This is a genomic window from Massilia sp. TS11 (assembly GCF_022012445.1).
Lineage (GTDB): Bacteria > Pseudomonadota > Gammaproteobacteria > Burkholderiales > Burkholderiaceae_D > Telluria.
The window spans coordinates 92,915-113,889 of record NZ_JAKLTS010000010.1; the positions used below are offsets into that span (position 1 = coordinate 92,915).

Annotated in this window: 25 protein-coding genes and 1 tRNA gene; 11 read left to right on the forward strand and 15 right to left on the reverse strand. The window is 62.9% G+C overall.

Features of this window, described 5'->3' with window-relative positions:
- Positions 1–20: 20 nt before the first annotated feature.
- From trbJ to LZ005_RS15940, 3 genes are read right to left on the reverse strand one after another with little or no spacing between them, the layout of a single operon-like run.
- Entirely contained in the window at positions 21–782 is a 762-nt protein-coding gene (gene trbJ / locus LZ005_RS15930) for a P-type conjugative transfer protein TrbJ (RefSeq protein ID WP_237809159.1), read from the reverse strand.
- On the reverse strand, positions 757–1,668 hold the full coding sequence (locus LZ005_RS15935; protein ID WP_237809160.1) for a hypothetical protein: 912 nt from the start codon (positions 1,666–1,668) through the stop codon (positions 757–759). Before LZ005_RS15935 ends, trbJ begins: the two co-directional genes overlap by 26 nt.
- Entirely contained in the window at positions 1,665–1,886 is a 222-nt protein-coding gene (locus LZ005_RS15940; protein ID WP_237809161.1) for a DNA-binding protein, read from the reverse strand. The genes LZ005_RS15935 and LZ005_RS15940 overlap by 4 nt, the downstream gene beginning before the upstream one ends.
- Before the next feature lie 646 nt (positions 1,887–2,532).
- Between LZ005_RS15940 and LZ005_RS15945 the strand changes: the two genes are divergently transcribed.
- Together LZ005_RS15945 and LZ005_RS15950 are read left to right on the forward strand one after the other, a co-directional pair.
- Positions 2,533–2,685, forward strand: a complete 153-nt coding sequence (locus LZ005_RS15945; RefSeq protein WP_237809163.1) for a hypothetical protein — start codon at positions 2,533–2,535, stop codon at positions 2,683–2,685.
- Positions 2,682–3,446, forward strand: coding sequence for a hypothetical protein (locus LZ005_RS15950; protein ID WP_237809164.1), 765 nt, complete (start codon positions 2,682–2,684; stop codon positions 3,444–3,446). Before LZ005_RS15945 ends, LZ005_RS15950 begins: the two co-directional genes overlap by 4 nt.
- 99 nt (positions 3,447–3,545) lie before the next feature.
- Here the strand turns inward: LZ005_RS15950 and LZ005_RS15955 are convergent, their stop codons facing one another.
- The 7 genes from LZ005_RS15955 to petA all read right to left on the reverse strand — a co-directional run bounded on the left by LZ005_RS15955 (position 3,546) and on the right by petA (position 8,841).
- The gene (locus LZ005_RS15955; RefSeq protein WP_237809166.1) at positions 3,546–4,598 is read right to left on the reverse strand and encodes a site-specific integrase; all 1,053 of its coding nucleotides are present in this window, start codon (positions 4,596–4,598) and stop codon (positions 3,546–3,548) included.
- A gap of 108 nt (positions 4,599–4,706) precedes the next feature.
- A tRNA-Thr gene (locus LZ005_RS15960) sits at positions 4,707–4,782 on the reverse strand.
- A gap of 19 nt (positions 4,783–4,801) precedes the next feature.
- Positions 4,802–5,263: a ClpXP protease specificity-enhancing factor gene (locus LZ005_RS15965; protein WP_237809169.1), complete on the reverse strand. Its 462-nt coding sequence runs from the start codon at positions 5,261–5,263 to the stop codon at positions 4,802–4,804.
- A gap of 57 nt (positions 5,264–5,320) precedes the next feature.
- Complete coding sequence (locus LZ005_RS15970; RefSeq protein WP_237809171.1) at positions 5,321–5,932, reverse strand: glutathione S-transferase N-terminal domain-containing protein; 612 nt, start codon at positions 5,930–5,932, stop codon at positions 5,321–5,323.
- A 96-nt stretch (positions 5,933–6,028) separates the two neighbouring features.
- The gene (locus tag LZ005_RS15975) at positions 6,029–6,793 is read right to left on the reverse strand and encodes a cytochrome c1 (RefSeq protein WP_237809172.1); all 765 of its coding nucleotides are present in this window, start codon (positions 6,791–6,793) and stop codon (positions 6,029–6,031) included.
- A gap of 24 nt (positions 6,794–6,817) precedes the next feature.
- The gene (locus tag LZ005_RS15980) at positions 6,818–8,230 is read right to left on the reverse strand and encodes a cytochrome bc complex cytochrome b subunit (RefSeq protein ID WP_237809173.1); all 1,413 of its coding nucleotides are present in this window, start codon (positions 8,228–8,230) and stop codon (positions 6,818–6,820) included.
- Between the two features lie 2 nt (positions 8,231–8,232).
- The gene (gene petA, locus LZ005_RS15985) at positions 8,233–8,841 is read right to left on the reverse strand and encodes a ubiquinol-cytochrome c reductase iron-sulfur subunit (RefSeq protein WP_237809177.1); all 609 of its coding nucleotides are present in this window, start codon (positions 8,839–8,841) and stop codon (positions 8,233–8,235) included.
- A 196-nt stretch (positions 8,842–9,037) separates the two neighbouring features.
- Between petA and mscL the strand changes: the two genes are divergently transcribed.
- From mscL to LZ005_RS16005, 4 genes are read left to right on the forward strand one after another with little or no spacing between them, the layout of a single operon-like run.
- Entirely contained in the window at positions 9,038–9,460 is a 423-nt protein-coding gene (gene mscL, locus LZ005_RS15990; RefSeq protein ID WP_237809179.1) for a large conductance mechanosensitive channel protein MscL, read from the forward strand.
- Positions 9,461–9,482: 22 nt separating this feature from the next.
- On the forward strand, positions 9,483–10,622 hold the full coding sequence (locus LZ005_RS15995; RefSeq protein ID WP_237809297.1) for a trypsin-like peptidase domain-containing protein: 1,140 nt from the start codon (positions 9,483–9,485) through the stop codon (positions 10,620–10,622).
- A 7-nt stretch (positions 10,623–10,629) separates the two neighbouring features.
- Positions 10,630–11,316, forward strand: coding sequence for a DUF2461 domain-containing protein (locus tag LZ005_RS16000; protein WP_237809184.1), 687 nt, complete (start codon positions 10,630–10,632; stop codon positions 11,314–11,316).
- Between the two features lie 3 nt (positions 11,317–11,319).
- Positions 11,320–11,673: a hypothetical protein gene (locus tag LZ005_RS16005; RefSeq protein WP_237809185.1), complete on the forward strand. Its 354-nt coding sequence runs from the start codon at positions 11,320–11,322 to the stop codon at positions 11,671–11,673.
- A 4-nt stretch (positions 11,674–11,677) separates the two neighbouring features.
- On the opposite strand, the gene LZ005_RS16010 is transcribed toward LZ005_RS16005, so the two are convergent.
- The 5 genes from LZ005_RS16010 to LZ005_RS16030 all read right to left on the reverse strand — a co-directional run bounded on the left by LZ005_RS16010 (position 11,678) and on the right by LZ005_RS16030 (position 14,421).
- Complete coding sequence (locus tag LZ005_RS16010) at positions 11,678–12,697, reverse strand: NAD(P)H-dependent glycerol-3-phosphate dehydrogenase (RefSeq protein ID WP_373889342.1); 1,020 nt, start codon at positions 12,695–12,697, stop codon at positions 11,678–11,680.
- A complete protein-coding gene (locus LZ005_RS16015) occupies positions 12,681–13,121 on the reverse strand; it encodes an SH3 domain-containing protein (RefSeq protein ID WP_237809190.1) in 441 nt (146 codons plus the stop codon). Before LZ005_RS16015 ends, LZ005_RS16010 begins: the two co-directional genes overlap by 17 nt.
- A gap of 70 nt (positions 13,122–13,191) precedes the next feature.
- A complete protein-coding gene (secB, locus tag LZ005_RS16020) occupies positions 13,192–13,665 on the reverse strand; it encodes a protein-export chaperone SecB (RefSeq protein WP_237809192.1) in 474 nt (157 codons plus the stop codon).
- Between the two features lie 90 nt (positions 13,666–13,755).
- Positions 13,756–14,016 (reverse strand): glutaredoxin 3, encoded by a 261-nt coding sequence (gene grxC / locus LZ005_RS16025; protein WP_237809196.1) that lies wholly within the window; start codon positions 14,014–14,016, stop codon positions 13,756–13,758.
- A 9-nt stretch (positions 14,017–14,025) separates the two neighbouring features.
- Positions 14,026–14,421 carry a rhodanese-like domain-containing protein gene (locus tag LZ005_RS16030; RefSeq protein WP_237809199.1) on the reverse strand — a complete coding sequence of 132 codons (396 nt, stop codon included), beginning with the start codon at positions 14,419–14,421 and terminating at the stop codon, positions 14,026–14,028.
- Positions 14,422–14,503: 82 nt separating this feature from the next.
- Here LZ005_RS16030 and gpmA point away from each other — a divergent pair, with 82 nt between their 5' ends.
- Genes gpmA through LZ005_RS16055 form a run of 5 tightly spaced genes read left to right on the forward strand, consistent with a single transcriptional unit; the run spans position 14,504 to position 20,969 of the window.
- Positions 14,504–15,250, forward strand: a complete 747-nt coding sequence (gene gpmA / locus LZ005_RS16035; protein ID WP_237809203.1) for a 2,3-diphosphoglycerate-dependent phosphoglycerate mutase — start codon at positions 14,504–14,506, stop codon at positions 15,248–15,250.
- A 3-nt stretch (positions 15,251–15,253) separates the two neighbouring features.
- A complete protein-coding gene (locus tag LZ005_RS16040; RefSeq protein ID WP_237809206.1) occupies positions 15,254–16,666 on the forward strand; it encodes a murein hydrolase activator EnvC in 1,413 nt (470 codons plus the stop codon).
- Positions 16,667–16,675: 9 nt separating this feature from the next.
- The gene (locus tag LZ005_RS16045; protein ID WP_237809208.1) at positions 16,676–18,079 is read left to right on the forward strand and encodes a S41 family peptidase; all 1,404 of its coding nucleotides are present in this window, start codon (positions 16,676–16,678) and stop codon (positions 18,077–18,079) included.
- Positions 18,080–18,089: 10 nt separating this feature from the next.
- Positions 18,090–18,839, forward strand: a complete 750-nt coding sequence (locus LZ005_RS16050) for a HesA/MoeB/ThiF family protein (RefSeq protein ID WP_237809210.1) — start codon at positions 18,090–18,092, stop codon at positions 18,837–18,839.
- A 15-nt stretch (positions 18,840–18,854) separates the two neighbouring features.
- Positions 18,855–20,969: an amidohydrolase family protein gene (locus tag LZ005_RS16055; protein WP_237809213.1), complete on the forward strand. Its 2,115-nt coding sequence runs from the start codon at positions 18,855–18,857 to the stop codon at positions 20,967–20,969.
- The last annotated feature ends 6 nt before the right edge of the window (positions 20,970–20,975 follow it).

Consider the following 20,975-nt stretch of genomic DNA (forward strand, 5'->3'; position numbering starts at 1 on the left):
TTGCCCCTGATGGCGAGTGCTTAGAACGACTTGAAATTGCTGCTGCCGGGTTGGCGCACAGTCCCGTTACCCTGCTTCATGAACGTTTGGGCGGCGTCCACCTGGTCGGCTTGCATTTGCGCTTGGCCGGCCATGAACGAGTTCTGCGCTTGCATCTGCGCCATATAGAGCTGACGCAGCTTCTGCAGCTGGTCCACGGTGGCCGAGGCCACCATGTTCCCGGCCTGCAGTGCCTGTAGCGAGCCTTGTGACCCGGCCGACATGCTTTGAATTTGCTGTAGCGCAGCTCGCTCATTGGCGAACTGCGACGACTGCAAGCCGGCGGCCTGAAGGGCCGAATTCAAGCCGTCCAGCTGAGTCTGCACCAGGCCCTGGAATTGCCCACCGAAGTTAGTGCTTCCGGCCGATCTAGAAAAACCAGGGAATCGCTGCTTGAAGAGCTGGTCGATGTTCCTACCGGCGTAGGACAAGGCAGCCGTCTTGTTCACGAGGTCGGCCAGCGCGGCTAGCTCCTGCTGTGCCTGGCCCCAGGTTTGCGTCGGGGTGGTCAGTAGGTTCTTCAGTTGCTGCTGGGAGTGCTGAACCGCCGTGATCGTGTTCTGAACCTGCTGGTACATCTGCGCTGATTGGTTGACCAGTTCAACATTGTTGAGAATCTGTGTAACTTCGGTTGAGCCGCCGAAGCCAGCAACGCTGCCGGCGTTGGCGCTAGTGCCAAGCGCGACCGTCAGGACTAGGACGATGGCGGTCCAGGGTCTAAGTGTGAACTTCAGCATTAACATGGTTGTCGTTCCTTTGGGTGTGCGGTTGATTAAGCAGCGAATGACGTCGATGTTCGAGACGAGCCTTGATGGCTGGAGGCAGAGTGGAAACGAATTCGGCGAACTGATCGGAGTTCATTTGCCGCATGCTCTCGTCGGCGGTAGCCTGGCTTCTTGCTAGCTCCACTTGGTTGAAATGATGGAGGTCTTTCAGTTTCCTGGCGTTCTCCCGAGCCTCTTTGACGCTCAATCCATCGGAGAGCGAAAACTTGTCCAAATTTGAAATTAAATACTTCGCAAGAGCGATGACTCCTGACTTTAGTTTTCCCTTAGTTCTCTTGCCTTCAAGCTCATCCAAGATGTCCTGCCGAACTTCAATCGGCGCACGCTCGATTAGTGCCTGCAATTTGGATTTTTCTGTTTCTGGAAGTGCAGGGAAGTGCAGGCCTATCGCGCTGTCTAGTTGTGTAGTTCTTGATGACTTGAGTCCTTGTTTCGTCTTAGTTCTTATTAGCTTCGGTTTTCTCGAATCCGGATTTCCCGTGACCGGAGCATCCGTGTTCGGATTTTCCGACTTCGGTGGCAATTCATTAGCCTCCACTGAAAACGGAACGTCCGTCACATGCCACGTCGTACAAGAGAACGTGCCTGAGGGATGTCGTTCGAACCGAATGCTCAGGTATCCGACTTCTTGCAGCTCTTGAAGCCCTGAGCGCGTCGCGTCGCGTCCTGTCGGACGTTGCGCTGCAAGATGTTTCAGGCGAAGTCGGAAGTCGGGCGGTAGGTGCAGAAGGTAGGTCAGCAAGCCAAGCGCCTTCCAAGACAATCGGCAGTCCGAGATGACCGCATTGTCGAGAACAGTGAAGTTCGTCCGCAGCTTGCGTCGGACAATGACGTGATCGCTCATTGGCTCGTCACGTCGTCCAAAATTTGGCTGATTACGCTGGCTTTGAAGAGAATGCGCCGGCCGATCTTTACGCGAGCTGGGCGCAGCTTGTTGGCGAAGTCATTATTGCCAGCGAGGGAAACTCGGAGGCCCTCCGCGCTGCGGCAAAAAAGCTCGGCGCAGTCGCGAAGGGAAAGTAGTACGCCGTAGCGCTGAACGAGCATTTCTTCGGTGGTCATGTTGCGGCTCCAAGTTTTGGTTTGCCGAACAGTAAATTGCCGAAATATGCCGGTCAATTGGCGAAGAATTACGACTGTTACGTAATCTTTCGCAATATGTTGGTTCTCTGATAACGGTAAAAAGGTAGGCTCAAAATCAATTTTCCCGACATCTATGCGCCTACCAAATTTCGCAAAATGTTTTTGAAAATCAACGGTTTATTAGGGGTGAGTTACTATAAATGCAATTATAGCGCGAATTATTGTCAAATCTCGAAATCCGACGTTACAATTTGTTTCAATTATTTGAGCTCATGGCGGCGCTGATTCTGGGGTCGCCGTCGTTCGGATGGTCGGCCGGGAGTGCCGCTGTCGGTAATTGGTAGCGCTCTCGAATTTCTGTGGCCCATCCTGGCGCATTTTGGTGAACTGATTTCGGTCAAAAAGACGTGGCCCGCTCCCGTAACCGTGAAAAGGTTCCCTATGAAAGCTGCCTTTTCGTGAACTGAAAATTTCCGATATATACGAAATTTTCGTGTCGTAACACTTTGAATTTAAATGCAAAAAGTCGAATTCTTTTAGGAAATTAATCGGAACGCTTTCTAGAAACAGCTGTGCCGATTCCCTAAACTTGGTAGCACATCCATAACCAAGAAAGGGATGCACTATGGACGCTGCTAACAAGTTGTTGAACGCCATTCTTAATATCCACGATTCGCAAACCCAGCTATTTGTGCTGGCAACAGGATCACTCGCAATTGCCGGCCTTGCGCTGTACGTCGTGTTGCTCGCGATCAAGCACGGAGGTAAGCGCGAATGAGCAGGCTTCCCTACGCCAAAATGCCGTCGCGCTGGGCGCGCAAGGAGCCCGAATGGTTTTTTGGTGAATTCGGCCCGGAGGGCTACGTCGAGGTTCCCGGCGTGCGGGACGAGAAGGGCAACCCCGGCTGGGTACTTGGATCGCTACACGAGCTGCAATGGCGACGAGTGAAGGGCGGGGGTACTGCTGCCATCCTGATTCTGTTCGCGCTATCCATCATCTCGAATCAAAAGCAAAGAAGAGACGGGTTGCGCAAGGACGATACGGTTGCAGCAACCTATGAGGAAATTCAGGCCGTGCTACCGATATCGCGTGCCTTGGTGGCCAGGGGGCTGATGCACTTGAAACGTCTAGGTGCTATTACCGTGCAGCGTGACGGCCGGCGCAGCATCTATGCGCTGGCTGGCATCGACGAACCAGGTGAATGGTGCGAACTACCGCAAGCCCATCTGCTCGAACGCCGGGAATACCTGCAGCGGCTGCAGCACTTCGTCAATGAAATCAAGAACCCAAGGTCGCTCCATGCCATGAAGTTGTATATGCTGCTATTGGCGTTCCGCGCGAATCGAGATAACATCGCACGCATGAGCTATGATCATATTAAGGACTACACGGGACTGCGGCGTGAGGATACCGCACTTGCGATCCAGGCGCTGATCGGTGCAGGTCTGGTCCGCATCGTAAGCGACGAAGAGAAGCCTCGGCGTAAGGGTGACGCCATGCACAACCGCTATTTCATACTCGGCTTAGCTGCCGCCTGACGATCCCGCGTCAGTCCATATGACATATCAGGGCCAGAGCACTAGCATCAACGACTGTGCAGGGAAGGCTTCATGCCTATCCCCTGTCATCATTCTGGGCTAGGCTTGCCGTGGCTTCTTCAAAGCGTCCAGCTTAGAGACTAGGTCTTCGGCGCGTAAATGGGTATAGCGACGGAGCATCTGCATGGACTTGTGCCCACTAATGGAGGCAACTTCTTGGTCGCTCAGTCCGCCCTCTACAAGTCGGCTTACAGCCTCATGACGAAGATCGTGAAAATGTAGGTCGTCGATCCCGAGCGATTCCTTTATGCCCGCCCAAGTCTTGGTGAACTGATAGGGCCGGCGTTCGCCATCCTTGCCAGGTTCGCCGAAGAACACAAGGTCACAATCTTTCGGACGTAATGGATTTTCGAGCGCCGCTTTCAGTGCGGTGGTTGCGGCTGCAGTCAGGGGTACTGTACGAGCAGAGTCATTCTTAGTGTCGGTTAGGCGCACGACACGCAATGCCAGGTCGACTTGCGCCTTCCGCAAGTTCAAAATCTCCGATTGGCGCATGCCGGTCTCGATGGCAATGTGGACGATCCAGCCTAACATCGGATTGCTGTGCTGCTCAACGGCTTCCATCAATCGCTTCTCTTCGTCTGCATTTAGGCGACGGTCGCGCCCTTTACCTGGGCTGGGCTTACGGATCGCAGCGACGGGGTTGTGCGTGAGGCCTAGACCCCATTCTTGGATGGCGACGGTGAAGAGGTTACTGAGCATCGCCAGCTCGATTCGCACGGTGTTGTTCGATTTGCCAGCGGCGACACGATGATCGCGGTACGAAGCGACCAGGTCGTTTGATAGCGCGGCCATTGAATATTTGCCGAGGAAGCCGATCAGATGCTCGGCGGTGATTTTCTCGCTGCGTTGCGTAGTAGGCTTCTTCGTTGGAGTGACTTCGCGCAGATAGCGTTCAAGTGCTTCCGTCACTGTCAGGCGCTCGGCGCCGGCGCGTGAGATGTACACGCCGCGCACCATCTCATCTTCTGCGCTACGCGCCCAATCCGTGGCGTCGCGTTTGGTGCGGAAAGTCTTGGAAGTGATCGGCCATCCTTGCTTGCGGATGATGGCCTTCCAAGTGCCTGCGTCGGTCTTAACGAATGTCGCCATGAAGCCCCTGTGATCTGTGTCTGTACCTAAAGTGTACCTTTTCGAGATTCACAAAGACAAATGCCTTAGACCGCTATGGTCTAAGGCACTGTTTTCAAAGCTAATTTCTGGTGCCGGCTACCCGAATCGAACGGGTCACCTGATGATTACAAATCAACTGCTCTACCTAATGAGCTAAGCCGGCGAATCGGGCGGATTATAGCTTATTTAATCCGGGTCAAGGTCGGGCGCGGGCCCTTCTTGGGCGGCTCGTCGTCGCCATCGGGCGGCTCGGGCGTGTCGCTCGGTTCCGCGGGCACGGCGGCCAGCGGCGCCGCCTCGGGGGCGGGCGCCGGCGTGGCGTCGGCGGCCGGAGCGGTGACGTCGAAAGCCATGCCCTGGCCGTTTTCGGCCGCGTAGATGGCCATGATGTGGGTCACGGGCACGTAGATCTCGCGGGCGACGCCGGCGAAGCGGGCTTTGAAGCTGATCGCCTCGTTATCCATCTTCAGGCCATGGGTGGCGCCAAAGCTGATGTTGAGCACGATTTCGCCCTTGCGCACGTATTCGGGCGGCACCTGGGTGCTGCCATCGACCTTGACGGCGATATGGGGCGTGTAGCCGTTGTCGGTGCACCACTCGTAGAGGGCGCGCAGCAGATAGGGCTTGGTGGAGGTGTCGGCCATGGTACTTGGACAGCGAAGGCCGCGCCCGGTTCCCCGAACGCGGCCGGCAGGCACGCCTTAGCGGCGCATCACTTTTTCGGACGGGGTCAGCGCTTCGATATAGGCCGGGCGCGAGAAGATGCGCTCGGCATATTTCATCAGCGGGGCGGCCGTCTTCGACAGCTCGATCCCGTAATGGTCGAGGCGCCACAGCAGCGGGGCCACGGCCACGTCCAGCATCGAGAATTCGTCGCCGAGCATGTACTTGTTCTTCAGGAACAGCGGGGCCAGCTGGGTCAGACGGTCGCGGATTTCGGCGCGCGCCTTGTCGTGGCTCTTGTCATTGGCCTTGTTGCGCTCCGATTCGAGCGTGTGCACGTGCACGAACAGCTCTTTCTCGAAGTTGAACAGCATCAGGCGGGCGCGCGCGCGCATCAGCGGATCGGCCGGCATCAGCTGCGGGTGCGGGAAACGCTCGTCGATGTACTCGTTGATGATGTTCGATTCGTACAGGATCAGCTCGCGCTCGACCAGGATCGGCACCTGACCGTAGGGGTTCATGGTCGAAATGTCTTCCGGTTTGTTGAACAGGTCGACATCGCGCACCTCAAAGTCCATGCCTTTTTCGAACAGGACCAGGCGGCAGCGCTGAGAGAAGGGGCAGGTGGTGCCCGAGTAGAGAACCATCATATTTTGTAGTTCCTTAGAAACAAAGGGGGCGAAACGACAAGCGGTTCACCCCAGCATACAAGGGTCCGCGCAAGGCGGACCTTGATACAGATTGATTTACTTCACTTCTTTCCAGAAGGAGGCGTTCAGACGCCAGGCCAGCAAGGCGAACAGGGTCATGAACAGCACCACCCAGGCGCCCAGCATCTTACGGGTGCCCTGGGCCGGTTCGGCCATCCATTCCATGTAGCCGACCAGATCAGCCACGGCCGTATCGAACTCGGCCGGGGTCATCTTGCCTTTGCTCACTTGCTCAAAGCCGACGAACTTGTGCACGGTCTTGGCGGCGTCGTGCGGGTCCTTCTCTTCCGCGAACTTGGCCACGCGCACACCCTGCAGTTCCCACATGGCGTGCGGCATGGCCACATTATTCATGACCATGTTGTTCCAGCCAGTCGGACGGCCTTCGTCCTTGTAGAAAGTGCGCAGATAGGTGTACAGGTAGTCGCCGCCGGTGCCGGCGCCCGAGGCTTTCGCGCGCGCGATCACCGACAGGTCGGGCGGCACGGCGCCGAACCACTCCTTGGCGTCCTTCGGATCGAGGGCGGTCTTCATCAGATCGCCCACCTTGGCGCCGCTGAGCACCAGGTTTTCCTTGATCTGCTGCTCGGACAGGCCGAGGTCGCGCAGACGGTTGTAGCGCATCGACGAGGCCGAGTGGCAGTTCAGGCAGTAGTTGACGAACAGCTTGGCGCCGTTCTGCAGCGAAGCCAGACTGGTGCGGGCCGGGGCCTGGTCCAGCGGATAGCCGGCTTCATTGGCCATGGCGAACGCCGGAACGGCGAGGGCCAGGATGGCGATCAGTTTCTTCGAAAAAGTCATTTGTCTCTGTCCTGTTCTCGTCAATTAGTGAGGATGGTAGTTGACGCGGGCCGGCACCTGTTTGAAGGTACCTGCAGCGGACCACCACGGCATCAACAGGAAGAAGCTGAAGTACAGCAGCGTGGCGACCTGGGCCATGATCGTGGCGGTCGGGGTCGGCAGCTGGGTGCCGAGGTAGCCGAGCGTCAGGAAGGACAGGAAGAACACCAGGTAGACATATTTATGCCAGTCCGGACGGTAGCGGATCGACTTCACTTTCGAGTGATCGAGCCAGGGCAGGCCGGCCAGGATCACCACCGAGGAACCGAACAGCACCACACCCCAGAACTTGGCGTCCAGCATGCCAGGCAGCATGCCGATGATGGCCAGCAGCGACACGCCGGCGATGGCGGCCTTGACCTTGAACGACAGCTGGGACTTGAGCCAGATGAAGGTCACGTAGGCGGCCAGGCCAACGATCACCACCCACAGGAAGTCCGAGGTGGTGGCGCGCAGCACCGAGTAGAAGGGCGTGAAGTACCAGGTCGGCGCGATGTGCGGCGGGGTCTTCATCGGGTCGGCCGGCAGGAAGTTGTTGTACTCCAGGAAGTAGCCGCCCATTTCCGGGGCCCAGAACACCACGATCGAGAAGATCAGCAGGAAGATCGAGGCGCCGAACATGTCGTGCACCGAGTAGTAGGGGTGCGAGGGGATGGCGTCGACCGGGTGGCCGTCCGGACCCAGGTTTTCCTTGACTTCGATGCCGTCCGGGTTCAGCGAGCCGACTTCGTGCAGGGCGATCAGGTGGGCTGCGACCAGACCCAGCAGCACCAGCGGAATCGCGATCACGTGGAAGGCGAAGAAGCGGTTCAGGGTCGCGTCGGACACAACGTAGTCGCCGCGGATCCACAGCGACAGGTCGGGACCGATCACGGGGATGGCGCCGAACAGGTTGACGATCACCTGGGCGCCCCAGTAGGACATCTGGCCCCAGGGCAGCAGGTAGCCGAAGAAGGCCTCGGCCATCAGGCACAGGAAGATGGCGAAGCCGAACAGCCACACCAGTTCACGCGGCTTACGGTAGGAACCGTAGAGCAGGCCGCGCGTCATGTGCAGGTAGACGATGATGAAGAAGGCCGAAGCGCCGGTCGAGTGCATGTAACGCACCAGCCAGCCCCAGGGCACTTCGCGCATGATGTATTCGACCGAACCGAAGGCCAGGGTGGCGTCCGGCTTGTAGTGCATGGTCAGGAAGATACCGGTGACGATCTGCAGCACCAGCACCAGCATGGCCAGCGAGCCGAAGATGTACCACATGTTGAAGTTCTTGGGCGCGTAATACTTGCCCCACTGGTCGTTCCACAGCTTGGTCAGGGGGAAGCGGTCGTCGACCCAGGCCAGGCCCTTCTGCAGTGCCGGCGCGTCGGCCGGGAGTTTCGTCTCTTTAAAAGCCGCCATGATTATGCTTCACCTTTCTCGTCTTTACCGATCAGGATCTTGGTCTCGCTCAGGTACATGTGGCGCGGCACCTGGAGGTTGTCCGGCGCCGGCTTGTTCTTGAACACGCGGCCGGCCAGGTCGAAGGTCGAGCCGTGGCAGGGGCAGAGGAAGCCGCCGGCCCAGTTGTCAGGCAGGTTCGGTTGCGGGCCTTCGGCGAAGCGCGAGGAGGGCGAGCAGCCGAGGTGCGAGCAGATCCCGATGGCGACCAGGATTTCGGGTTTGATCGAGCGGTATTCGTTGCGCGCGTAGTCCGGGGTCAGTTCGTCCGGTTTGCGTTCCGATTTGGGGTCAGCCACGTCAGCATCGGTCTTCTTCAGCGAGGCCACCATTTCGGGCGAGCGCTTGAGGATCCACACGGGCTTGCCGCGCCATTCGACGGTGATCATATCGCCGACCTTCATGCCACCGATATCAACTTCCACCGGAGCGCCGGCCGCTTTCGCGCGCTCCGACGGTTGGAACGTGCTCACCAGAGCCGCACCCGTGGACAAACCGACAACGCCACCCGCCGCGCACGTCGCGACGAGTAAGCCCCGGCGGCCTGGATCGACCTGCTTTTCGTTACTCATACCAACCCCTAAGTAAAAATACGAATCTTGAAGAACTCATAAAAAAGCTTCTAGCAACCTTTAATTATAAGGGAAGCATATGGCGAATTAAAGAAAAACCTTGATTTTCGGACTGGACGCCCCCATGGGTTTGGCGCGCTCCGGGGGACAGGCTATCATGGGCCTGCCATTTCAATATCATTCTGGAGGGAAGCGCATGTCCATGATGCAGGAGTTCAAGGCCTTTGCGATGCGGGGCAATGTGGTCGATCTGGCCGTCGGTGTCATCATCGGTGGCGCTTTTGGCAAGATTGTCGATTCGATGGTCCAGGACGTGATCATGCCGCCGATCGGCAAGGCGCTCGGCGGCCTCGATTTCGCCAACTACTACCTGCCGCTCAACGGCCAGGACCCGCACCTGACCCTGGCCGAGGCCAAGAAGCTCGGCGCCGTGTTGGCGTACGGCAACTTCATGACCGTGCTGCTGAACTTTGTGATCCTCGCCTTTGTCATCTTCATGATGGTCCGTCTGATTAACAAGGCGCGCCATGTGGAGCCGGCCCCGGCCCCGGCCGCCCCGGCGCCGACGCCGGAAGACATCGTCCTGCTGCGCGAGATCCGCGACGCACTGAAGAAATAGGGCCCTGCGGCCCGCCGCCATGCTGCGCACACTCTGGCTCCTGTTCGCCCAGGTCGTCACGGCCGGGCTGGCCATTTACATGGTCGTGGCCGCCGTGCGCGGCCCGCGCGAGCCGTCCCGCCTGCAAAGCGGCACGGTCGAGCGGCCGGCCGCCATCCTGCAGGCCCCGGCCGGGGCCACGCCGGCCTTCAGCTACCGCGAGGCGGCCGCGCGCGCGATGCCGGCTGTGGTCAACATCCTCACCAGCAAGGTGGTGCGCCCGCGCCGCTTTCTTGAGGACCCGTTTTTCCGCCGCTTCTTCGGCGACCGCGTGCCCGAGGAAGAGCAGCAGAGCCTGGGTTCGGGCGTGATCGTCAGCCCCGACGGCTATATCTTGACCAATAACCATGTGGTCGAGGCGGCCGACGACATCCAGGTGATCCTGGCCGATGGGCGCAAGGCTGGCGCCAAAATCGTCGGCACCGATCCCGAGACCGACCTGGCCGTGATCCGCGTGGCCCTGCGCGATCTGCCCGTGATCGTGCTCGGCCATTCGGACGAGGCGCGCGTCGGCGATGTGGTGCTGGCCATCGGCAATCCCTTCGGCGTCGGCCAGACGGTGACGATGGGCATCATCTCGGCCCTGGGCCGCAAGAATCTGCACATCAATCCTTTCGAGAACTTCATCCAGACCGACGCCGCGATCAACTTCGGCAATTCGGGCGGGGCCCTGATCGACACCGGCGGCAATCTGATCGGCATCAACTCGGCCATCTATTCGCAAAGCGGCGGCTCGGTCGGCATCGGCTTTGCCATTCCCACCAGCACGGCCAAGAGCGTGATGGAAGCCATCATCAAGACCGGCTATGTGGTGCGCGGCTGGATCGGCATCGAATCCCAGGACATCACGCCCGAACTGGCCGAGAACTTCGGCCTGGCCGCGCGCAGCGGCGTGATCATCGCGGGCGTGGTGCGCAATGGCCCGGCCGACCGCGCCGGCCTGCGCCCCGGCGATATCCTGCTGAGCATCAACCAGCAGCCGGTGGCCGACACGGCCGGCATGCTGACCCAGATCGCCGCCCTCAGCCCGGGGACGGCTGCTACCATGACGGTGCTGCGCAAGAATCAGCGCGCTCAGCTGAGCGTGCAGGTGGCCCTGCGCCCGCGCAGCCCGACCGAATGAGGACCCCATGCATTTGCGCGACCTGAGCCAGTTCCTGCGCGAACTGAGCGAGAACAACAACCGCCCCTGGTTCATCATGAACAAACCGCGCTACGACATCCTGCGCGAAGAGTTCCACCAGGTGGTGCAGCAGCTGATCCAGGCCCTGAGCCGTTTTGACAAGGCCGTGGCCGGGGTCGACGCGAAGAAGGCCATGTTTCGCATCAACCGCGATGTGCGCTTTTCACACGACAAAAGCCCGTATAAAACGCGCTTCTCCGCCGCCATCACGGCCAGCAACCAGCGCCGCCCGAGCGCGGCTGGCGGCCCGGCCTATTACTTCCACATCGAAGGCAATGGCAAGCTGCTGTTCGGCGCCGGCGAATACATGCCGCCGCCGCCACGCCTGAAGGCGATCCGCCAGCACCTGGTCAACGATGCGCCAGGCTTTGCCAAAGTCCTCAAGAATAAGGCCCTGGTGGCGCGCTACGGCGACCTGCAGCCCGAAGACAAGCTGCAGCGTCCGCCGAAAGGTTTCGCGCCCGATCATCCGCACATCGAGTACATCAAGCTGAAAAGCTTTTTCGTCTGGACTGAAGTCGATCTCAATCTCAACGCGCCGGAACAGCTCGTGCCCCTGCTGGCCAGTGGCCTGCAGGACGCGTTTGCGCTGGTCAGCTGGCTGCGCACCGTGAACGACCATTTTGAGGAGTAAGCCATGGCCCTGCCACATGCCGCCTCGGGCGACCTGATTCCCTTGCGCCGCGAGGGCGATGACCTCGCCAATTTCACCTCGATCGCGCTGGCCAAGACCGAGAGCATGGAACTGATCCGCCTGGTGCTGCCCAAGGGCCGCGCCATGCCCAGCCACGCGATCGAGCGCGAGTGCACGCTGCTGTGCCTGCATGGCAGTCTGGTGGTCGAGATGAACGGCAGGGAAACGCGCATGGCGCCGTCCGAGCTGATGTGGATTGCCGGGCGCCAGCAGCACGCCGTGCGCGCCGAGGAGGATGCGGTCGCCCTGCTGACCATCCTGCTCGGGTCTTCGCGCCACGGCCACGCCGGCGGCTAAAGCCTCAGGCCAGCTCCCCGCGCGGGTCGCGCGCCAGCAGGCGGCCGACCATCTCGCGCGCATTGTCGCCATCGAACAGCACGCCGGCCACGGCATTCGTGATCGGCATGTCGACGCCGAGGCGCGCGGCCAGCGCACGCACGGCACGCGCGCAGGGCACGCCCTCGGCCACATGGCCGAGTTCGGCCACGATGGTGTCGAGATTCTTGCCCTGGGCCAGGCCGAGGCCGACGCGCCGGTTGCGGCTGAGGTCGCCCGTGCAGGTGAGGATCAGGTCGCCCATGCCGGTCAGGCCCATGAAGGTGGCCGCCTGGCCACCCAGCGCCAGGCCGAGCCGTGTGATTTCGGCCAGGCCGCGCGTGATCAGGGCCGCGCGCGCATTCAGGCCCAGGCCCAGGCCGTCGGCCACGCCGGTGGCAATCGCCAGCACATTCTTGACCGCGCCGCCGACTTCCACGCCGATCAGATCGGGGCAGGAATACACGCGGATATGGCCACCATGGACGATGTTGACGACACGTTCGCACAAGGCGGCCGAACTGGAGGCGACCGTCAGCGCGCACGGCATGCCGCGCGCCACTTCCTGGGCGAAGGAGGGACCGGACAGGGCCGCGCCCGCCACATCGGGGCCGAGCACCTCGCGCACGACCTGGTGCGGCAGCAGGCTGCTGCCGTTTTCAAAGCCCTTGCACAGCCAGACCACGTTCGGCAGCGCGCGCCCCTTCAGCTGTTCGAGCAGGGGGCGCAGGCCGGCTACCGGATTGGCCAGAATCAGCAGATCCTCGGGGCCGACATGGGCCAGGGCCGCATCCAGATCGCTGCTGATCTGCAGCGCGGGCGGGAAGGCAAAGTCGGGCAGATAGTGGGCATTGCTGCGCGTGCGCGCCATCTGCGCCATGGCGGCCGGATTGCGGCCCCACAGCAGCACCGCATGGCGCTCGGCCAGGGCGATGGCGACCGCCGTGCCCCATGCGCCGGCGCCGAGGATGCTGACGTGGCGCCGTGTTTTAGAGACCGAAGACATCATTCACCTTCACATAGCCGCTGATCCCGTCGCGATGGCGCACCTTGGCCCAGGCCGACGGGGCCGGCTCGAGCAGCTCGAGCAGCACACCCTTGTCGGCCACGAGCACCGGGCTGGCGTGCTCATCGGCATTGGCGCGGACTTTCACATTTGCATTGCGTGCCACCACGGTACGCCGTCCGGCCAGGCTTTTCAACTCCACCCAGCCGGCGTCGCCGTTGGCGTCGCGCACCTTGAGCCAGTCGCCATGGGTGATCAGGATTTCGACCGGCATGCCGCGCGGGGCGACGTACAGCTTATTGCCTTTGGGCGAAGGAGCGTCGTAGACGATGGCCGGCGCCGGGCCGACCGAACGGAATTCAGCCGCCTGGGCGCTGGCAGCGGCCAGCAGCAGACCCAGACAGGCGCGCAGGGGCAGGGACAAGATGCTCTCCTCGGCAGGAATGTGAAACGCCCCCGGACCCTGGGGTGCCGGGGGCGTTGGGTGCGCCAGCTTAATGCGTGGCGGCGGCGTCCGGAGCGCCTTTGGCGGCTTCAGCCAGGGCCTGCAGGCGCTGCTGGTAGAAGGCTTCGAAGTTGATCTCGGCCAGGTGGATCGGCGGGAAGCCGGCCCGCTGAATCATATCGGCGACGTTAGCGCGCAGATACGGGTAGATGATGTTCGGGCAGCCGATTCCCAGCAGCGGGTCGAGCTGCTCGGCCGGGATGTTGCGGGCTTCGAAGATGCCGGCTTGCTTGCCTTCGACCAGGAAGGCGACCTTGTCTTTCAGCTTGGCGGTGACGGTCACGGTCACGGTGGCTTCGTAGATGCCTTCCTGCAGCGGCTCGGCGCCGACGTCGAGCGAGATCTCGATCGACGGGGCTTCCTGCTCGAGGAAGATGGCCGGCGAGTTCGGCTGTTCCAGCGACATGTCCTTCAGGTAGACGCGTTGGATTTGGAATACGGGTTGCAGTTGTTCGTCAGACATGGAACGCTTTCAGTTGAATAGAGATAAAGAATTGGGACGGCAATTGTAGCAAAACCCGATGGGTTTCCATAGCCGCCAGCTAGTTAGTACTCACTCACCGCGCAGCAGGGGATCCAGGCGGCCCGCCTGGTCGAGCGCGTAGAGGTCGTCGAAACCGCCGACGTGGGTGTCGCCGATATAGATCTGCGGCACCGTGCGGCGGCCCGTGCGTTCCATCATGATGACGCGCTGGGCCGGGTCGAGATCGACACGGATTTTTTCAATGTCCGTCACGCCCTTGGCTTCGAGCAGGCGCTCGGCCCGCACGCAGTAGGGACACATGGCGGTGTGGTACAGCACAACCTTGTTCATGCCTGCTCCTTATTTCACCAGCGGCAGATTGGCTGCTTGCCAAGCAGCAATGCCACCCTCGAGATTGGTGACATCGCTGAAGCCGGCCTTGGCCAGGATGCGCGCCGCGCGCGCCGAGCGGGCGCCGCTCTGGCAGACCAGCACCACCGCCTTGTCGGTCTTGAACTCGCCGACACGCTGGGCCAATTCTGCCAGCGGGACGTTCTTTGCGTCGCGCAAATGCCCATTGGCAAACTCGGCCGGTTCGCGCACGTCGATCACCGTGGTCTTGCCGCGGTTGATCAGCAGGGTCACCTCGGTCGGCGAGCCTTGCTTACCGGCGCGAAACAGCACGGGCCAGACCAGCATACCGCCCGAGACCAGGGCCAGGCCGACGAGAAAAATATTATCGATTAAGAATTTCACAGGCATCCCGTAGTGAGAATGAATCGGCGCATTATAAAATAGATGGCTACTGCCCGTTTTCTCGACCCTTCGGAAGCTTTCTATGTACAAAATCGTCTTCATGCGCCATGGCGAATCGACCTGGAACCTGGAAAACCGTTTCACCGGCTGGACCGATGTGGACCTGACCGACAAAGGCGTGCACGAAGCGCGCCAGGCCGGCCGGCTGCTGAAGGAAGCCGGCTTCGAGTTCGATCTGTGCTACACCTCGGTGCTCAAGCGCGCGATCCGCACGCTCTGGCTGGCGCTCGACGAAATGGACCGCATGTACCTGCCGATCAAGCACGACTGGCGTCTGAACGAGCGCCACTACGGCGCCCTGCAGGGCCTCGACAAGGCCGAGACCGCCGCCAAATTCGGCGACGCCCAGGTGCTGGTCTGGCGCCGCGCCTACGACACCCCGCCGCCGGCCCTGGAGCCGGGCGACAGCCGCACCTCGTTCGCCGATCCGCGCTATGCGGGCCTGCCGCGCGCGGCGATTCCGCTGACCGAATGCCTGAAGGACACGGTGGCGCGCGTGATGCCGGCCTGGGACGAGGAGATCGCCCCGGCCATCAAGGCGGGCAAGCAGATCCTGATTTCGGCCCACGGCAACAGCCTGCGCGCCATCATCAAGATGCTCGACGGGATCAGCGACGCCGACATCGTCGGCCTCAACATCCCGAACGGCACCCCGCTGGTCTACGAGCTCGACGCCGAGCTGAAGCCGATCAAGCACTACTACCTGGGCGACCAGGCCGCGATCGCTGCCGCCATGGCCGCCGTCGCCAACCAGGGCAAGGCCAAGTAATCCATGCGCCGCGCGTTGTGGCTGGCTTCGCTCGCCCTCGTGGCGGGCGCGGCCCTGGCTGCGCCCAAACCGACGGAGCGCAGCAAGCAGAAGCTGGAAGCCGAAGCCCAGCGCAAGGCCATCGCCCAGCGCCTGGCCGCCCTGAACAAGGACATCAGCAAGACCGAAAGCGAAAAGGACGCGGTGGCCGATCAGCTGGCCGAGGCCGAGGAAAGCATTTCCGACGCCATCCGCAATCTGCGCGATCTGCAGCAGGAGCAGGCGCAGACCAATGCCAAGCTCAAGGATCTGGCCGAGTCGCGCACGCGCCTGGCGGCCCAGGTCGAGGCGCAGAAGGCCCAGATCGCCAAGCTGCTGCGCGAGCATTATGTGGCCGGCAATGAGGACCGCATCAAGCTGCTGCTCTCGGGCGACAATCCGAACCGCATCAACCGTGATCTGCAGCTGATGGCCTATGTGTCCCAGGCCCAGGGCAAGCTGCTCGAGGCCCTGCGCACCAACCTCGCCACGCTCGAACAGAACCAGGCCGAGACCGAGGACGCCAAGGCCAGCCTGGAAGAAATCGTGGCCGAGCAGAAGGCCGAGAAGGACAAGCTGGAGAAGGACAAGGCGCGCCGCAAGGAGCTGCTGGGCAAGGTCAACAAGAAGCTGGTGGCGCAGAAGAAGCAGGCCGTGGACCTCGAGAAGGAAGACCAGCGCATGCAGGCGATGATCAACCAGCTCGCCGAACTGATCCGCAAACAGAACGAGGCCGCGGCCGCCGAGAAGAAGCGCCAGGAGGCGCTGGCCGTGGCGCGCGCCAAGGCCGAGGCCGAAGCCCGGGCGAAAGCCGAGGAAGAGCGCAAGAAGAAACTGGCGGCCGCCAGCAAGCCGCCCAGCACGCCGGGCAAGCCGGCCTTCAAGCCGACCCCGATCGACGATGTCGAGCCGCCCAAGCCGGTGGCGAAGAAGGAGCCGCCGAAACCCGATCCGGACGCGCCCAATCCGGCCGATGTGGCTCTGGCCACGGTGATGCCGCCCGATACGCTGCCGAATCTGAAAGGCCAGATGAAGCTGCCCGTGGCCGGCAAGGTGGTGGTGAAATTCGGCCAGCGCGTCGACAACAGCCTGCCGTGGAAGGGCCTGTTCATCAAGGCGCCCGAAGGCGCCGAAGTGCACGCCGTGGCGCCGGGCAAGGTGATCTTCGCCGAACGCCAGGGCTTCCTCGGCAACACCATCATCATCGACCACGGCGGCGACTACTGGAGCGTGTATGCGTATAACCAGGCCCTGCTCAAGCGTAAGGGCGACATCGTCAAGGCGGGCGAGGCCGTGGCACTGGTCGGAAACACCGGCAGCATGGAGGATTCCGGTCTATACTTCGACCTGAGGCGCAAGTACCTGCCGTTCGACCCGGCGGGCTGGGTCAAGTTCTAAGAGGCGCACATGCGATTCCCGCTCAAAAGCATCGGACTGGTGGCCGGCGGCATGGCCGTCGGCTTCGCCATTTCCCTGCAGTTCAGCGCCATTGCCCAGCGCGTCGGCGGCAATGCCCTGCCGCTCGACGAACTGCGCCAGCTGTCCGACGTCTACGCCCTGATCAAGAGCGATTATGTCGAGCCCGTCGACGAGAAAAAACTGCTGTCCGACGCCATCGCCGGCATGGTCGCCTCGCTCGATCCGCACTCGGTCTATCTCGACAAAAAAGCCTACCGCGACATGCGCGAATCGGTGCAGGGCCGCTTCGTCGGCATCGGCATCGAAGTCGCGCTCGAAGACGGCTACGTCAAGGTGATTGCGCCGATCGAAGATTCGCCCGCCTTCAAGGCCGGCATCCGCCCCGGCGACCTGATCACGCGGGTGGACGGCCAGTCGGTCAAGGGCCTGAGCCTCGATGAAGCCGTCAAGCGCATGCGCGGCGAACCCAAAACCCGGCTCACCCTGACGCTCGCGCGCAAGGGCGAAGACCAGCCGCGCGTGCTGCCGATCCAGCGCGAGGAAATCCAGGTCAAGAGCGTCAAATCCAAGATCGTCGAGCCCGGCTATGGCTGGCTGCGCGTCAGCCAGTTCCAGGAAAAGACCCTGGACGATCTGGCCCGTCATCTGACCCAGCTGTACGCCCAGGAGCCGCGCCTCAAGGGCCTCGTGCTCGATCTGCGCAACGACCCCGGCGGCCTGCTGCCGGGCGCGATCGGGGTGGCCGCCGCCTTCCTGCCGCAGGAATCGGAAATCGTCTCGACGCGCGGCCAGATGGCCGAATCGAGCCAGGTCTTCTACGGCAAGCCCGAGTACTACGCGCTCGACGGCGGCGCCGATCCGCTGGCGCGCCTGCCGGCCGCGCTGAAAACCGTGCCGATGGTGGTGCTGGTCAATGGCGGTTCGGCCTCGGCCTCGGAAATCGTGGCCGGCGCCCTGCAGGACTACAAGCGCGCCACCATCCTCGGCACCCAGACCTTCGGCAAGGGCTCGGTCCAGACTCTGCGCCAGATCACCCCCGAAACGGCGGTCAAGCTGACCACGGCGCGCTACTACACGCCGCTGGGCCGGGCGATCCAGGCGCGCGGCATCGTGCCCGATCTGCTCGTCGATGAAGCGGCCGACGGCGATCCGGCCGCCGCGCTGCGCCTGCGCGAAGCCGACCTGGCGCGCCACCTCGGCAGCGAGGGCGGCACGGCCGACGCCAAGCGCGACAGCCTGGAGCAGGAGATGCGCGCCGCCGCCGCCGAGCGCGGCCGCAAGCTGCTCGACTACGGCAGCGCCGACGACTTCCAGCTGGCCCAGGCCCTGCGCCATCTGAAGGGCGAACGGGTGCTGGTGGCGGCCGCCGCGGCGCGCGCGCGCCAACCCTGAAGCGGCGCGGATGGACGACCAACAGCTGCTGCGCTATTCGCGCCATATCCTGCTCGACGAGATCGGCATCGAAGGCCAGCAGCGCCTGCTCGGCGCGCATGCGCTGGTGGTCGGCGCCGGCGGCCTCGGTTCGCCGGCCGCGATGTACCTGGCCTCGGCCGGAGTCGGCCAGATCACCCTGATCGACCACGACACGGTCGACCTGACCAATCTCCAGCGCCAGATCCTGCACACCACCGCCCGCGTCGGCCAGCCCAAGGCCGAGTCCGGCCGCGCGGGCCTGCTGGCCATCAATCCCGAGGTGCGCGTGCATGCCCTGGTCGAGAAGGCCGATGCGGCGCGCCTGCTGGCGCTGGTCGGCACGGCCGACGTGGTGCTCGACTGCACCGATAATTTCAAGACGCGCCACGCCGTCAACCGCGCCTGTGTGGCGCGCGGCGTGCCGCTGGTGTCGGGCGCGGCGATCCGTTTCGACGGTCAGATCAGCGTGTTCGACGCGCGCCACGGCCAGGCCTGCTACCACTGCCTGTTCCCCGAAGACCAGGGCTTCGAGGACGTTGCCTGCAGCACCATGGGCGTGTTCGCCCCGCTGGTCGGCGTGATCGGCGCCATGCAGGCGGCCGAGGCGCTCAAATGCATCATGAATATCGGCACCTCGCTCGCGGGGCGCCTGTTGCTGCTCGATGGCCGCAGCATGGAGTGGACGGCCATCCAGGTCGCCCGCAACCCGGCCTGTCCGGTGTGCGGGTCCTCTACTTGAATCCGGAGACATTGCATGAAGCGTCTTGCCCTCAGTATCGCCCTTGGCCTCGTATGTGGCGCCAGCCTGGCCGCCACCAGCACCACCCGATTCCTGATCTTCGTCGAGAACGGCAAGCAGGCCGGCGAGCAGATCGTCGAGCACGATGATGACGGCAGCGAGCGCGTGCGCTTCATCTTCAAGGACAACGGCCGTGGCCCCGAGCTGCGCGAAACCCTGAAGGTCGGCAAGGACGGCAGCCTGCTGGCCTACACGGCGACCGGCAATTCGACCTTCGGCGGCGTCGTCAACGACCGCTTCGAGCGCAGCGGCGACACGGCGCGCTGGCAGTCCACCACCGAGCAGGGCAGCACGCGCGTGCAGGGCACGGCCGCGTATGTGCCGCTGGTGTCCTCGTTCCAGCCGGCCGCGCTGGCGATCCGCGCGATGGCGGCGCGGCCCGACAAGAGCCTGGCCCTGCTGCCTTCTGGCACGATGCGGATGAAGGTGCTCGAATCGCGCACGCTGAGCCAGGGCGGCAAGAACCAGGCCGTGCAGCTGGTGGCCCTGACCGGCGTCGGTCTGTCGCCCCAGTTCGCGTGGGTGACGCGCGAGGCGCGCCCGCAGCTGTTCGCCGTGGTGATCCCCGGCTACATGACGATGATCCGCGAAGGCTGGCAGGCCCAGGGCAAGACCCTGGCCACGGCGCAGAAGGCGGCCGAGGGCAAGCTGCTGGTCGATCTGGCGGCCCAGCTCCAGCACCCGCTCACGGGCCTGACCGTGGTGCGCAATGCGCGCGTGTTCGACAGCGAAAAGGCGGAACTGACGGCACCCCAGGATGTCTACGTACTACGTGGCCGCATCACGGCCATGCTGCCGGCCGGCGCGCCCGTGCGCGGCGCCGTCAACGAGATCGACGCGGCCGGGCGCGTGCTGCTGCCGGGTCTGTTCGACATGCACGGCCACGTCGGCCGCTGGGAGGGCGGGCTGAACCTGGCCGCCGGCGTCACCAGCGTGCGCGACATGGGCAATGACAATGCCACCTTGCAGGACATCCTCGACGAAACGGCCAGCGGCCGCCTGCTCTCGCCCCAGATCGTGCCGGCCGGCTTCCTCGAAGGCGAGAGCCCCTACTCGGCGAATAATGGCTTCGTCGTCAAGGACCTGCGCGGCGCCAAGTCGGCGATCGACTGGTATGCCGAGCACGGCTATCCGCAGCTGAAGATCTACAACTCCTTCCCCAAAGAGATCCTGAAGGAGACCGTGGCCTATGCGCACGAGCGCGGCCTGCGCGTGTCGGGCCACATCCCGGCCGGTCTGCGCGCCCAGCAGGCGATCGACGCCGGCTATGACGAAATCCAGCACATCAACCAGCTGATGCTGAATTTCCTGTTCACGCCCGAGGTCGACACGCGCACCTTGCAGCGCTTCTACCTGCCCTCGGAAAAGGTGGCCGATCTCGACCTCGACAGCGCCCCGGTGCAGGAATTCATCGCCACCCTCAAGCAGAAGCAGATTGCGATCGATCCGACCCTGGCCACCTTCGCCTTCCTCAAGCAGAAGGACGGCGAGATCAACGAGCCCTTCGCCCCGATCGCCGACCACATGCCGCCCGACGTCAAGCGCGGCTTTGCCGTCGGCACCATGAAGATCCCGGATGACGCCACCCTGCAGCGCTACCGCAAGTCCTACGCCAAGATGGTCGACTTCGTCGGGCGCGCCTACCGCGCCGGGGTGCCGGTGCTGGCCGGCACCGACGAGCTGGCCGGCTTCACCCTGCAGGCCGAACTCGCCTACCTGGTCAAGGCCGGCCTGACGCCGGCCCAGGCCCTGCAGGTGGCCACGCGCAACGGCGCCCAGTACACGCGCACCAGCCACGAGCGCGGTTCGATCACGCCGGGCAAGCTGGCCGATCTGGTGCTGGTCGACGGCGATCCGACCCGCGATATCGGCGACATCCGCAAGGTGGCGGCCGTGATCACGCGCGGCTACCTGGTCTACCCGCGCGAAGTGCATCAGGCTCTGGGCGTGGCGCCGTTTGTCGCGGCCAATCCGGCCGTGACGCGCCTGCCCGCGAGCTCGGCCTCGGTGGCCGCCGGCGGCAATGAGGGCATGCTCGGGGTGCTCGGCCTGGGCAAGCACCGCGACTGAAAATCG